This window comes from Bacillus sp. TE9106W, assembly GCF_054062215.1.
In genome coordinates this window covers 136637-149593 of sequence record NZ_JBSSFA010000007.1, presented here as the reverse complement: position 1 = coordinate 149593, position 12957 = coordinate 136637, and the positions used below count along the sequence as shown (strand labels likewise).

Below are 12957 nucleotides of genomic sequence, written 5' to 3'. Positions count from 1 at the left end.
GCTTTTCGTTTAAATAAATAAGAAACATAGACTTATGATAAATCCTGCATATAGTAAGTTCACAACGCAAAATCCCATAATATCACGAGCACCTAAACCAGCTATCGCTAATGCTGGTAATGCCCAGAAAGGTTGAATTAAATTTGTCCAAGCATCGCCCCACGCAATGGCCATTGCTGTTTTTGCAGCAGGTACACCAAGTTCAGCGCCAGCTGGAATCATAATGGGTGCTTGCACAGCCCATTGACCGCCACCAGATGGAACGAAAATGTTAACGATGCCCGCACTTAAAAAAGTAAAGAGCGGGAAAGTTGTTTCGTTTGAAATGCTAATAAAGAAATTCGAAATAGCTCCTCCAAGTGAAAGTCCTTCACTATTTGCTCCGATCATCATCCCCATAATTCCTGCGTAAAACGGAAATTGAAGTAAAATACCAGAAGCACTTTTCGTAGAATCTGAAAAAGCACGAATATATTGAATTGGAGTACGGTGGAAAATGAGTCCAGCAATTAATAACATAAAAATAACGATATCGAGTGTAAGGTTAAAGCCTTTCGTATAAAAGTAGTTAAAAATATAAATGAGGCCTAACAATCCAACGCAAAGTGTAATGATGATACTATTTTCCATTTTTTCAGCGAACGTATTTTTTCCTACCTCTTGAGCGGCAGCTTCCTCATGGAATACGCTAGGATCTACTGTTATTGTATGTTTTGCATCTGGATGCATCGCCTTATTAATGAGAGGCATCGTAACTAAAAAGATAATAACTGGAACGAGAGCATATGGTGAGAATAACGTTTCAGTGATTGGAATCGCTTCTTTAATACTTCCAGCTGTCGTTTTCATTAACGTTTCTCCGCCTGTTGCTAACGTAAGAGGGATAGAAGCAGAAAGCCCCGCATGCCAAATGAGAAATCCAGAGTAAGAAGAAGCGATTGCTAGTCTATAATCCAATCCTTCTAATTGTCTTGCCACTTCTTTTGCGTATAAAACAGATACAACAATACCAAATCCCCAGTTTATGTATGCCCCTAGTAAACTTACGATTGAAATGGCAATAATACCTTGTCCATTTGTTTTTGGTAGTCTTGCCGCTTTCGTTAATCCTTTTTTAATAAGAGGAGCGTTTGCTAAAGCAGATCCTGTCACGAGTACAAGTGCCATTTGCATAGAAAAGGCGAGAAGTCCCCAAATGCCATTACCCCAGTGATTAATCATTTCCACAGGTGTTTGATGCGTTGCAAACATGCCGAAGAAAATAACAAAAACAGTTAATAAACATGATAATATAAACGGTTCTGGCAAGAAACGTTGCACTAAGGCGACGCAACCATTAGTAAAAGAACGAAACAAAATAGATCAACCTCCTTATGTATGTTTATTACAATTATTCGAGGTTGTTTCGTTCATAACCTTTTAAAAATAGAAAATTCTGATATTTTTAAAGAGATAGAAATATGTTCAAGAAGAGTAGTACCATCATCAACTTGACAGAAAAAGTTGCTTTTCTCAAATATGAAATATTGCATATAAAAATGAATTGATGCAAATGTAAAAGCTTATTATAATGAAAGCATAAATATTCAACACATCTTTATACAGCAAAGAGGAGGAAGTAATATGGAAATCGCAATGGCAGTTTTAAAATTTTTAGGTGGAGTAATTCCTTTAGTTCAAGAACTTTTAAAAGCGTTTATGTAAGGTTATTTGTTAGCTATCATGTATCAATCATTATTATATCTTACTAAAAAAGAACGGGGTGATTTTTCTGAATATTAAGAAAAACACTAAAAGAAGAAAGTTCCTTGCATGTTTATTAGTTAGTCTATGTACCATTCATTATTCGTCTATTTCTTTTGCAGAAACACAAGCCGGTAATGCAACTGATGCAATAAAAAATGCTAATGATATTAATACTGGTATAGCAAATCTAAAGTATGATAGTAGAGATATTTTAGCAGTAAATGGTGATAAAGTAGAGAGTTTTGTTCCGAAAGAGAGTATCAATTCAAACGGTAAATTTGTAGTAGTGGAACGCGAGAAAAAATCACTTACAACGTCACCAGTCGATATTTCGATTATTGATTCTGTAGCAAATCGCACATATCCAGGAGCTGTACAACTTGCCAATAAAGCTTTTGCAGACAATCAACCAAGTTTATTAGTGGCTAAGAGAAAGCCTTTGAATATTAGTATAGACTTACCTGGCATGAGAAAAGAAAATACAATCACTGTCCAAAATCCGACATATGGTAATGTGGCTGGAGCAGTAGACGATTTAGTATCTACTTGGAATGAAAAGTATTCTACAACACATACGTTACCGGCAAGAATGCAGTATACAGAATCTATGGTTTATAGTAAATCACAAATTGCAAGTGCTCTTAATGTTAACGCTAAATACCTTGATAACAGTCTAAATATTGACTTTAATGCGGTTGCAAATGGAGAGAAAAAAGTGATGGTAGCCGCATATAAACAAATATTTTATACTGTAAGTGCTGAACTACCTAACAATCCATCCGATCTTTTTGATAATAGTGTTACTTTTGATGAGTTAACTCGTAAAGGAGTAAGTAATTCGGCTCCACCTGTTATGGTTTCAAATGTAGCTTATGGTAGAACGGTTTATGTAAAATTAGAAACAACATCTAAGAGTAAAGATGTACAAGCTGCTTTTAAAGCTCTACTTAAGAATAACAGCGTCGAAACGAGTGGACAGTACAAAGATATTTTTGAAGAAAGTACCTTTACTGCTGTAGTATTAGGCGGAGATGCGAAAGAGCATAACAAGGTTGTTACAAAAGATTTCAATGAAATTCGAAATATTATTAAAGATAATGCTGAATTAAGCTTTAAAAATCCAGCATACCCAATTTCATATACAAGCACGTTCTTAAAAGATAATGCAACTGCTGCTGTTCATAACAACACAGATTATATCGAGACGACAACTACAGAATATTCAAGTGCTAAAATGACACTTGATCATTACGGTGCTTATGTTGCTCAATTTGATGTATCTTGGGATGAATTCACATTTGATCAAAATGGGAAAGAAGTACTAACACATAAAACATGGGAAGGTAGTGGCAAAGACAAAACCGCTCATTACTCTACAGTAATCCCTCTTCCACCAAATTCAAAAAATATAAAAATTGTAGCAAGAGAATGTACAGGTCTTGCATGGGAATGGTGGAGAACAATTATTAATGAACAAAATGTTCCATTAACAAATGAAATAAAGGTTTCAATTGGAGGAACAACATTATACCCAACTGCTACTATTAGTCATTAGGTTTGAGTGAAGCGCCTTGTTTATAGGGCGCTTTTTTACTTAGGTGATAGGTAGATCGGCGTTTCTCCCCATCATTATATTTTACTCTAATAGTCTATGAAATTTAATTAATTAAATGTAAAATTTATACAGAAGATTATATAAATTTATAAAGAACCCTAGATATGTTATTCCACAATTAGGCCAAATGATAGAGTGAAAGTTTTACCAGGGCTAAAAATGTTGAGAAGCACAAGGAGAGGATTATATTGATTATTTATGAGCAATTTATAGAGGCACTTAAAGAAAAAATAGGCGATATTTTAACATTTGCAGAGATAAAGGACAGATTAATCACAAAATTTAATACGAAACCTGGGAGTATTAATCCTGCTGATTATTGTTATAACCGTTATAACAAAGGGAGGGCTGTTAATAAAAATTTGTTTATATATATAAACAAAAAAACTTATAGATATGTAGGTGAAAATTATCCTTATACTGGATTAGTTTTTCACAAACCTAAAGGGGCAGAGTGTGAATCTGTTGTAGGTGAGTGGGAAAATGGGAAACTTCTTTTCTATAAGGATAAGGATCAAATAGGAATCTCACAAATTAAAAAGTTATATGAGGCATACTTTGAAATGTTACGATTTGAAATGAATATTCTTGGTTGTAAGGCGACTGAATTAAGGCATCTTATAGGTCTCTAGGTGAATTTTTTTGTGTTCTTTACACGAATGGTGAGCTATCCAAAGTGACGAATCAGCACGGATATGATGTCATTAAAGGTGGACGAAGAATAAGTGTTAAAACAACTGCTCAAGAAAAAGGGTTTATCACGATCAACCAAAACACATTCGACCAATTCGATGACTTCTTCGTAGTTCAGTATAAAGATGATGATTTGAAACTATTATTTTATGGACCAAAGGAAGAGATTCCATCACTTAGACCGTATGGGAATACTTATGAGGTTGATATAAATTCTTTAAAGAGAGTAGAAAAGACACTCCTATAAGGGGGGCTTTTTAGCAGAAGTAAGCAGCTCCAACAATGATTCTTCAGCTTTGTAATTGTTATAGGAATCATATAAAACAAAAACTATTAGTGCTCAGTGACTAATAGTTTCTATCCGGCCCCATCAAACTAAAAAAGAACATATACCAACATAGCCTTATACAATTGCATTTAACTTTAGTTAAACTTTCATGTATGAGTGTTATTTTATACATTCACTTGATTGTTAAATATGCAGGTATGATTCTCAACGCTCTTATGTTTACCTGTTTTGAGTTAAAAATAAGAAAATTTGAAATGTTAGTTGTATACATTGTGTTAAATATTGTAAAATGAAATGGTACCAAAAAAACTAAATTGGTACCAAAGGTTTAGGGGGCGGATTATGAAACAAAGAATAGTAACAGAAACCATTCATCAAATTCAAACGAAGGGGTTTACATTTACAATTAGTGATTTAGCAAAACAATTAGCTGTCAGTAAGAGGACAATCTATGAGCACTTCTCTTCAAAAGATGAAATAGTAGATGAAGTTATTCGTAATGTAATAGAAAATATTCAAGAAAAGGAAAAAAATATCGCTGAAGATGATACGTTACAAACAGTTGAAAAAATAAGGCTCATTTTAATTTGCATTCCACAACAATTTCAATTCATGGACGCACGTTTATTAGTAGAACTAAAAAAACATCATTATTACCAATGGTTAAAATTAGATCAGTTTTTACGTGAAGTCTGGTCTACTGTAATTGGTTTAATTGAAGAGGGAATGAGAGAAGGTAGCATAAGAAAAATTCAAATTCCGTTTTTTATTGAAGTGTATTTAGGGGCACTGAATCGCATATATGATCCTATGTTTATTGAAAAGAGTGATTATACATTGGGAAGTATGCTTGAATCGATTATGGACATGTTACTATATGGCATTTCTAATTCGAAATAAAAGGTGGGAAAATAGTGCAGTGGATTTATTTAAGTTTAGCAATTTTATTTGAAGTAGCGGGTACAACTGCGATGAAACTATCTGATGGATTAACGAAACTAGTACCAAGCATTCTTATTTTTGTATTTTATGTAGTAAGTTTTGCATTTCTTTCATTTGCATTAAAAGGGATGGAAATGTCCGTTGCATATGCGGTTTGGTCGGGTATGGGAATTGTAACGATTACAACAATTGGTTTTATTTATTTTGGAGAAAGTATCAATGTAATTAAGATACTCGCAATTCTTTTTATTTTAATTGGAGTTGTAATATTAAATTTTAATAGTGAGGCACATGAAGCGAAGAAAAAAGAAATGGTGGAGGAACGTATACATTGAATCGATTAAAGTATTTTTTCCTTATTACTGATGTTGGGTTTGTTATATATTGGCTCATAACAATTTTTCATATAATTCCGCAAGAATATTTGTTTAAAGATTACGAAGATCCTATTTTAGTAGCATGGAATTGGTCTTTTTTGCCTCTAGATTTGTTAATCTCGTTAACGGGATTTCTAAGTTTATATTTACATTCTAAACAAAAACATATTTGGAGCCACTTTGCATTCCTATCATTAATTTTAACTTTTTGCTCAGGGTTACAAGCTCTAGCATTTTGGACAATCCGTTTAGATTTTGATATGTCTTGGTGGATTCCTAATTTATATTTATTAGTTTATCCATGCTTCTTTTTAAAAAGTGTTTGGAGAGAGTGTGGATGGTATGAGATTAACGCGAGAAAAGAATTCATGTAATATAGATAAAATTTTAAGCACATTCGAATTTTAGATTCTACAACATTTTAGCTTCTAGATCAGTTTTTTCGCCAGCCATACAGCAGAAGTTAAAACAATTTTCGAAATGAAGATAGCCGATGATTCCTATGGTAAGGAAGCATCGGCTTGTATTATGTATATTGAGTTAGTTCACGTTTCTGGAATAATTGTAATAGCGACGGTCCGAACTGGAGCCTCTATTTCGTCATCTTTACTTTGGCTATTATAGTATTTAATCATTAATTCGTTAAGTTCGTTTTGAAATTTTCCAAAGTGTTCCTCGTCTAGCTTTAATTCTACTACAGAAAAAGTAGCCTTATCTTCTTGACTGTTTTGTTCCTCTAATTTCTTAAGGTAACTTTGATATTGTGTCATAAGTGATAACTGGTAATAGGAAATGTAGTTTAACTTTTCATCATCAGATAATCCTTTCCATTCACTTCCTTCAATTTTTGCATCTTCTTCATTGATTGCGTAATATTTTTCAGAAACAGATTTCACCTTTTTTTCTTTAATTACATGGACGATACCTGAATCAACCATAGTTTGTAGCTGCCTATATAGTGTTGCTTGTGGTACATTTTTAATGATTTTTACCATTTCTAATGGTGTTAGCCCATCTTCTTTATTTCTCATTAACACTTGGCAAATTTTCATTCTTACCGGATGCATTAAAATTTCAACTTTATTACTCATTATATCACCTTATATATCGTTTTTTTATTCTCATTATAAATAATGAGAATAATGATTGCAATCCATCTGTTTTTATTTTATCATTATCAATAATGATAATGAGATTTGAAAGGATTGATGATAATGAAAATACATTATGGATTGAATGATCTTAAAGACATTGATATTATGGCTTTTCTACCCATTATATTGCCAGTTATTGCAGTGGGGGCACTTTTAGTTTTAATTGCATTCATTGATTTATATCGACATAGGAAAACAAGAAAAAATGTACTTGTATGGACGTTCATTATTCTTTTCGTTAATATATTGGGACCTATCTTGTACTTTGTTATAGGGAGAAAGGACAGTGGGAAATTATGAAATTAGAGATTAAAAATGTAACAAAATCATTTAAAGGAAAAATTGCTGTCAATAATTTCTCGATGGAATTGCAAGCGGGGGAATGCGTCGGATTAATTGGACCAAACGGAGCAGGGAAATCCACATTAATAAAAGTAATTTCGGATATTACTAATCCAACTGCTGGTGAAGTTTTATTGAATGGGATAAAAATATCAAAAATGAAAAGTGAAATTGGTTATCTACCTCAATATCCTAATTTTTTTCATTGGATGACAGCGAGAGAAACGCTTACGTTTATGGGCCAGCTTTCGGGGATGAAAAAAGAAGAATTGTCAAAGGCGATTCCGAAAATGTTGGAGAAAGTTGGACTGAAGGGAGAAGAAAATACAAAGGTTAGTACATTTTCTGGTTGAATGAAGCAACGACTTGGTATTGCACAAGCATTATTGCATAAACCTTCGCTTATTGTCATGGATGAACCAGTATCCGCATTAGATCCGATCGGCCGGCGGGAAGTATTGAATCTGATTGAAGAAATAAAAAAAGATACAACCATTTTATTATCAACCCACATCTTAAGCGATGCAGAAGAAATCTGTGAACGATTTGTCATTATAAAAGATGGAACAAAAATAGAAGACACAACGATTACGGAGCTTTTACACCGTAATCGTGAAAATAAATTAGTTATTGAAATAACAGCTAAAGATCAAACGTGGATTGAAATTGTGAAAAAATTACCGTATGTGAAGGACGTAGAAGTGGTTGGGCTTAAAATCAAAGTGAAGGTTGAAAGTATCGAAATAAGCAAGAATATGTTATTACAAAATGCACTCGAACATAAAGTGGATATCGTTAAATTTGAAATGAGCAACGATACTTTAGAAGAGATTTTCTTGAAATTGGTGGTGCAAAAATGAATAACTCAATGGTATTGATAAAAAAAGAATGTGTTCAAATGTTACGTGATTTTAAGATCATTTGGCTACCAATTGTTTTTATATGTTTAGGTGCAACACAGCCGATAGTAACTCATTATTTACCATCCATTCTAGAAGCGTTAGGTGGAGGCCAGGGAATTACAATTGATCTGAGTATGGCAACGCAAAAAGGGGGCGAAGTACTAGCGACTACTTTGGGATCCCAGTTTGATCAGCTTGGACTTATGATTCTAGTGATTTCTATGATGGGTGCAATTCAAACAGATAAAGCTAATGGTATGCTGGCCTTTATTTTAACAAGGCCCGTTACTGTTACTTCATATGTAGGTGGGAAAATACTGTCAAACTATGTAATGGTAGCGTGTAGTGTAACAATTGGATACGTAATTTCTTATCTATATGTAAATTTTCTTTTTACTGCCGTTCCATTTGCACACCTAATTACTGGATTACTATTTTATCTAATTTGGGTTCTTTTTATCGTATCTTTCACAACGATGATAAGTGCTATTTTTCACAGTCAAGGTATTATTGCATTAATTTCAATTGTTTTCCTTCTAGCCTGCAGGGTAATCGTCGGTTTGAATCCAATAATGGATCGGTTTAATCCAGCCGGTATGAGTAAGTATGCAATGGAAACGTTAGTCACGGGGGGCGTAAATTCAAACGCAATAATTACTGGATTACTAACTATAGTGTGGATTTTATTGACACTCTTCGTAACGTATTATTGGATTGCTAATAAAAAGTTTCATTATGAATAAACGTGATGAGGGTAATGGGTTTAAATAAAACACCCCAACAAGAAAAAGCTTCCACTACTGTGGAAGCTTTTCTAAATGATGTGCAATATCAATATACATATTGGAGTAAACGGAATGTATTTCATTACTTGGCGTAGCGTTAGAAGAGAAGTGGACAATGACCATATTTGCTTTCGGATCGATGTAAAGTGTTTGTCCGTAACTACCTAACACTTCAAAAGCACCTTGTTCATTGTGCGGAATCCACCATTGATTATGATAAGAAATGGAAGCGCCAGGGCCAATTGCAAGTTCACCTTCTTGCACATTTTTTATATCTTCAGTAATAGAAGAAGGGAAAATTTGTTTTCCGTTATATTTCCCGTTGTTTAATAATAATTGTCCAAATCTCGCCATATCTCTAGCAGTTGCATTTAAACCAGCACTCGCTTGTTCTATTTTTGTTTCATCTGTAACGTAATACGCGTTTTCTTCCATACCAATTTGAGACCATATGCGCTCGCTAACATTTTCAGCTAATGATTTACTAGTGATCGTTCGAATAATCCAAGCGAGTGTTTCTGTTGATCCGTTATTGTAAGAAAAGGCAGAACCAGGCGGTGCAGTTTCTTCTGCTTCTTGTAACATATCATAAATTTTCATTGGACCATCGTAATTTTTACCTCGAGGTAAAATATTGCTCGCCAAGTATAGTTGTGCATCTTGATTTTCTAACGCTGGATGTTCATAGCCGTGAGTCGGGTACTCTGCAGACACTTGCATGTCCATTAATTGCTGTAGTGTTGCTTTTCCTAATGGTGTATTTTTTAATCCTTTTATATATGTGTCAGCCGTTTTTTCTAAGTCAATACGGTTTTCTTCAGCGAGAGATTGTATTATTGCTCCGGTAAATACCTTTGCTAATGACGCCATACCATGCGGTTCGCTCTCGTTATAGCCATTGAAATATCGTTCATAAACAAGTTTTCCATTATGTACAATGACAAACGCATCTGTTTTGTTATCGTCTAAAAGTTCTTTTAGAGGAGTTGTATTTCCAAATCTACGCTGCACAGCAAAATTGTCTAAATTTTGCAATGCGGATGGGAAGCGAGCAATTTGGTCAGGATTATTTTTTACGTCATTAATTAAAGTGAATTCTTTCATATGTGTGTACGACCAACGTAAGTAAGGATCATCTAACCAATTTTTCTTCGTCACGTTATTTTTCGATGGAGTCGTTTTATTATGTTTGAAGTATGTAAAACCGAGCCCTGTAATTACAAATATGAATGTGATTATGAGTAAGAGTAGGGGAGATTTTTTTAGTTTCATAGCGGTCCCTCCTTTTTATTTCTATTATAAGTATACGCTTCTATTGAAAGAAATACAAAATAAGGAAAGTAAACGGGGAAGTTTACTTTCCTTATAAAAGTTAAGCGGATATTTGTCCATCTGTACGTTGTTTCTTGAATTTTTGTTTGCGGCCGTGTAATCCATAATATAGAAGTAAAGTGAAAGCAACGATAATAGCTGCGATAAAATACATATTATGGTAACTCGATTTCGCTGCGACTATACCTAAAATGAAAGAACCAAATCCAATACCACTATCAAAGAATGAGAAGTACGTAGCTGTCGCAGAACCACGTCTATGGTTTGGAGCGGCAGAAATCGCAATCGTTTGGAAGCTAGGAATTAATGTTCCATAACCTAAACCAATTAGCATACCTGCGCCAAGGAACCAAAATGGCGTTTGCGCCTGACTTAAAATAAACATCCCAATTGTGAAAATAATAATAGCAGGATAAACAAGTACGTTTTCACCGAAGCGATCGAAAATTTTACCTGTAAATGGACGAGAAATGACAACAACAAGTGCATATAAAATAAAGAAGTAACTTGCAATATCAGCTAAACCGAGCTCTTTTGCATAAATAGGAATAAAGGATAAAATACCACTATAAGAAAAGGCTAAAACAAATCCTGTAAGAGCGATTGGAATAGAAGATGGTTCAAGTAAGTCTTTCCATTTCATTTTTTCTTGTTTTTGTTTGCTTACAGGTGCTTCATGTGGAATATTTACAAGTAGTCCTAATAAAAATGCCAGTAATGAAAATACGGAACAAACGATAAATAATACAGTAAACGAAAAATGAGAAATAATTGTTAAACCTAAAAAAGGACCAATTACCATCGGTAGACTCATAAATACGCCGAAATAGGCAAGTGCTTCGCCTCGTCTATGAGCTGGTGCAACATCAGTTACAATCGTACCAGTTGCAGTTGTTGCCATACCAAAACCAATACCATGTAAGAAGCGAAGAGCAAGTAATAAAAATAAACTTTGCGCACCGAAATACATAACAGTAGCGGCTAAAAATAATGAAAGTGAAATAAATAATATTTTCTTTCTTCCTAAATCATCTAGCCATTTTCCTGTGAATGGTCTACATAAAACAGATGAAATAAGAAAAACAGTTGCAACTAAACCAATTTCCTCTGGTTTTCCTTTTAGCCCGTCTATTACATAGACAGGCAGAGTAGTCATTAGCATGTAAAATGTTAAAAAGAGAAATAGACTACTAAAACAAGTTCCGAGGAAATCCTTCGTCCAAAGTTTTTCACTTTGCATTGTCATCCCTCCAATTTAATCTAAGTTTTTAATAATTTGTTGTAACACTTGAAATGCTTGATGTAAATCATCTTCGTTAATACCTTCTAGCGTCTTTTCTTCGAAAGTATCAACTTCTTCTTGCCATACCGGAATCATTTTTATCGCTGTTTCTGATAAAGAAATGAGCTTCTCACGGCGATCTTTTCCTTCTGTGCGAATAATCCAGCCCATCGTTTCCATACGTGTTAACGTACGAGTCATCGTTGGTGATTCAACATTTAAATACTGGCACAATTCAGTTTGCGTACAAGAACCAGTTTGATTGATGCGGAAAATTACAGCCCATTGCGCACTAAATAACCCAGTGGGAGATACACGTTCATTAAATTTCTTCGTAAACTTCCGAGAAGTCTGGCTGACAATGTGAAAAAAATGTTGTTTTTCGTCCATGTATGTTAATCCTTTCAAATTAGTTACCTAGCTAACTATATACTTTTTTATTATAATTGTCTAGTAATAGACATGTTGATTTATGTAAAAATTTCGTATCGGTTTTATGTTGAGAACATACATTCTGCATGTTATTCTTTAATTAAGTAAAGAATTTTCTTTCTATTAAAAAGAATGGGGGAACTTGTGATGATTAAGCCTGCAACAATGGAGTTTGTTTCACTATCGAACGGAGAAACGATTGCGTATCAGGAAGTTGGAAGGCAAAATGCAGAAATTCTTGTACTCATTCACGGGAACATGACATCGTCACAACATTGGGATTTAGTTATTGAAAAGCTGCAAGATCAATACCATATTTACGCTCTGGATTTAAGAGGATTTGGTCAATCAACATATAATAAAGCGATAGATTCAATACAAGACTTTGCAGAAGATGTAAAACTATTTATCGACGGGTTAAAACTAGAGAAATTTTCATTAATGGGCTGGTCAATGGGCGGTGGTGTTGCGATGCAATTTACAGCGAATCATCCAACGTTTGTCGAAAAGTTAATTTTAGTAGAATCAGTAGGAATGAAGGGATATCCAATCTTTAAAAAAGATATAAACGGGCAGCCGATCGTATCTAGTTTAGTTAAGACAAAAGAGGAAATTGCGCACGATCCTGTACAAATTGCACCAGTGTTAGATGCAATAAAAAATATGAATAAACTATATTATCGTACAGTATGGAATTTGTTAATATATACACATAATCAACCTGAACCGGATCGTTATGAAAAGTATTTAGACGATATGTTAACGCAGCGTAATTTCGTAGATGTGAATTATGCGCTCATTACATTTAATATTTCTGATGAACATAACGGGGTTGTAGAGGGAAATAAGCAAATTCATCGTATTAAAGCTCCGACACTCGTCATACAAGGTGACAGAGATTATGTCGTACCGCAAGTAGTGGGTGAGGAGTTAGCAAAACATTTGCCGAATGCTGAATTACAATTGTTAGAAGATTGCGGTCATTCTCCGTTTATTGATTGTTTAGATGTATTTATAAAGCATATAGAGGACTGGTTAAAATAGAAACAATCCCCGAAATGAAAGG

12 protein-coding genes and 2 pseudogenes are annotated in these 12957 nt (G+C 34.0%); 9 read left to right on the top strand and 5 right to left on the bottom strand.

Annotation, left to right across the window (positions count from 1 at the left end; genetic code table 11):
- Nucleotides 1-9: 9 nt before the first annotated feature.
- Nucleotides 10-1356: a short-chain fatty acid transporter gene (locus ACVWY7_RS15180; protein WP_000490021.1), complete on the bottom strand. Its 1347-nt coding sequence runs from the start codon at nucleotides 1354-1356 to the stop codon at nucleotides 10-12.
- Between the two features lie 406 nt (nucleotides 1357-1762).
- Here ACVWY7_RS15180 and alo point away from each other — a divergent pair, with 406 nt between their 5' ends.
- The 5 genes and pseudogenes from alo to ACVWY7_RS15155 all read left to right on the top strand — a co-directional run bounded on the left by alo (nucleotide 1763) and on the right by ACVWY7_RS15155 (nucleotide 6036).
- Nucleotides 1763-3301, top strand: coding sequence for an anthrolysin O/cereolysin O family cholesterol-dependent cytolysin Alo (gene alo / locus ACVWY7_RS15175; protein WP_000576716.1), 1539 nt, complete (start codon nucleotides 1763-1765; stop codon nucleotides 3299-3301).
- A gap of 248 nt (nucleotides 3302-3549) precedes the next feature.
- Nucleotides 3550-4301: pseudogene (locus ACVWY7_RS15170) on the top strand (DUF7225 domain-containing protein).
- A 384-nt stretch (nucleotides 4302-4685) separates the two neighbouring features.
- Nucleotides 4686-5243, top strand: coding sequence for a TetR/AcrR family transcriptional regulator (locus ACVWY7_RS15165; protein WP_000813651.1), 558 nt, complete (start codon nucleotides 4686-4688; stop codon nucleotides 5241-5243).
- 14 nt (nucleotides 5244-5257) lie between these two features.
- Entirely contained in the window at nucleotides 5258-5620 is a 363-nt protein-coding gene (locus ACVWY7_RS15160) for a DMT family transporter (protein ID WP_001198615.1), read from the top strand.
- Nucleotides 5617-6036: a YvaD family protein gene (locus tag ACVWY7_RS15155; RefSeq protein WP_001080903.1), complete on the top strand. Its 420-nt coding sequence runs from the start codon at nucleotides 5617-5619 to the stop codon at nucleotides 6034-6036. The genes ACVWY7_RS15160 and ACVWY7_RS15155 overlap by 4 nt, the downstream gene beginning before the upstream one ends.
- A 171-nt stretch (nucleotides 6037-6207) precedes the next feature.
- Here ACVWY7_RS15155 and ACVWY7_RS15150 read toward each other — a convergent pair whose 3' ends face one another.
- Nucleotides 6208-6753, bottom strand: a complete 546-nt coding sequence (locus ACVWY7_RS15150; RefSeq protein ID WP_000066854.1) for a transcriptional regulator — start codon at nucleotides 6751-6753, stop codon at nucleotides 6208-6210.
- Nucleotides 6754-6876: 123 nt separating this feature from the next.
- Between ACVWY7_RS15150 and ACVWY7_RS15145 the strand changes: the two genes are divergently transcribed.
- The 3 genes and pseudogenes from ACVWY7_RS15145 to ACVWY7_RS15135 all read left to right on the top strand — a co-directional run bounded on the left by ACVWY7_RS15145 (nucleotide 6877) and on the right by ACVWY7_RS15135 (nucleotide 8803).
- Entirely contained in the window at nucleotides 6877-7116 is a 240-nt protein-coding gene (locus tag ACVWY7_RS15145; protein ID WP_000690912.1) for a PLD nuclease N-terminal domain-containing protein, read from the top strand.
- Nucleotides 7113-8018, top strand: a pseudogene (locus tag ACVWY7_RS15140) (ATP-binding cassette domain-containing protein). The gene ACVWY7_RS15145 and the pseudogene ACVWY7_RS15140 overlap by 4 nt, the downstream one beginning before the upstream one ends.
- A complete protein-coding gene (locus ACVWY7_RS15135; RefSeq protein WP_001065829.1) occupies nucleotides 8015-8803 on the top strand; it encodes an ABC transporter permease subunit in 789 nt (262 codons plus the stop codon). Before ACVWY7_RS15140 ends, ACVWY7_RS15135 begins: the two are co-directional and overlap by 4 nt.
- 54 nt (nucleotides 8804-8857) lie before the next feature.
- Here ACVWY7_RS15135 and ACVWY7_RS15130 read toward each other — a convergent pair whose 3' ends face one another.
- From ACVWY7_RS15130 to ACVWY7_RS15120, 3 genes are all read right to left on the bottom strand, one after another.
- Nucleotides 8858-10117, bottom strand: a complete 1260-nt coding sequence (locus ACVWY7_RS15130; protein WP_456523856.1) for a serine hydrolase domain-containing protein — start codon at nucleotides 10115-10117, stop codon at nucleotides 8858-8860.
- 100 nt (nucleotides 10118-10217) lie between these two features.
- Nucleotides 10218-11417, bottom strand: coding sequence for an MFS transporter (locus ACVWY7_RS15125; RefSeq protein WP_001190328.1), 1200 nt, complete (start codon nucleotides 11415-11417; stop codon nucleotides 10218-10220).
- Between the two features lie 15 nt (nucleotides 11418-11432).
- Nucleotides 11433-11849, bottom strand: coding sequence for a MarR family winged helix-turn-helix transcriptional regulator (locus ACVWY7_RS15120; RefSeq protein WP_000343680.1), 417 nt, complete (start codon nucleotides 11847-11849; stop codon nucleotides 11433-11435).
- 174 nt (nucleotides 11850-12023) lie between these two features.
- Here ACVWY7_RS15120 and phaZ point away from each other — a divergent pair, with 174 nt between their 5' ends.
- Nucleotides 12024-12935, top strand: coding sequence for an intracellular short-chain-length polyhydroxyalkanoate depolymerase (phaZ, locus tag ACVWY7_RS15115; RefSeq protein ID WP_212113716.1), 912 nt, complete (start codon nucleotides 12024-12026; stop codon nucleotides 12933-12935).
- Nucleotides 12936-12957: the final 22 nt, after the last annotated feature.

Bases quoted from the DNA above. Each gene is read 5' to 3' on its own strand.
- ACVWY7_RS15165 (WP_000813651.1), top strand. From the start codon at position 4,686: ATGAAACAAAGAATAGTAACAGAAACCATTCATCAAATTCAAACGAAG.
- ACVWY7_RS15150 (WP_000066854.1), bottom strand. From the start codon at position 6,753: ATGAGTAATAAAGTTGAAATTTTAATGCATCCGGTAAGAATGAAAATT.
- ACVWY7_RS15145 (WP_000690912.1), top strand. From the start codon at position 6,877: ATGAAAATACATTATGGATTGAATGATCTTAAAGACATTGATATTATG.
- ACVWY7_RS15135 (WP_001065829.1), top strand. From the start codon at position 8,015: ATGAATAACTCAATGGTATTGATAAAAAAAGAATGTGTTCAAATGTTA.
- ACVWY7_RS15130 (WP_456523856.1), bottom strand. From the start codon at position 10,117: ATGAAACTAAAAAAATCTCCCCTACTCTTACTCATAATCACATTCATA.
- ACVWY7_RS15125 (WP_001190328.1), bottom strand. From the start codon at position 11,417: ATGCAAAGTGAAAAACTTTGGACGAAGGATTTCCTCGGAACTTGTTTT.
- ACVWY7_RS15120 (WP_000343680.1), bottom strand. From the start codon at position 11,849: ATGGACGAAAAACAACATTTTTTTCACATTGTCAGCCAGACTTCTCGG.
- phaZ (WP_212113716.1), top strand. From the start codon at position 12,024: ATGGGGGAACTTGTGATGATTAAGCCTGCAACAATGGAGTTTGTTTCA.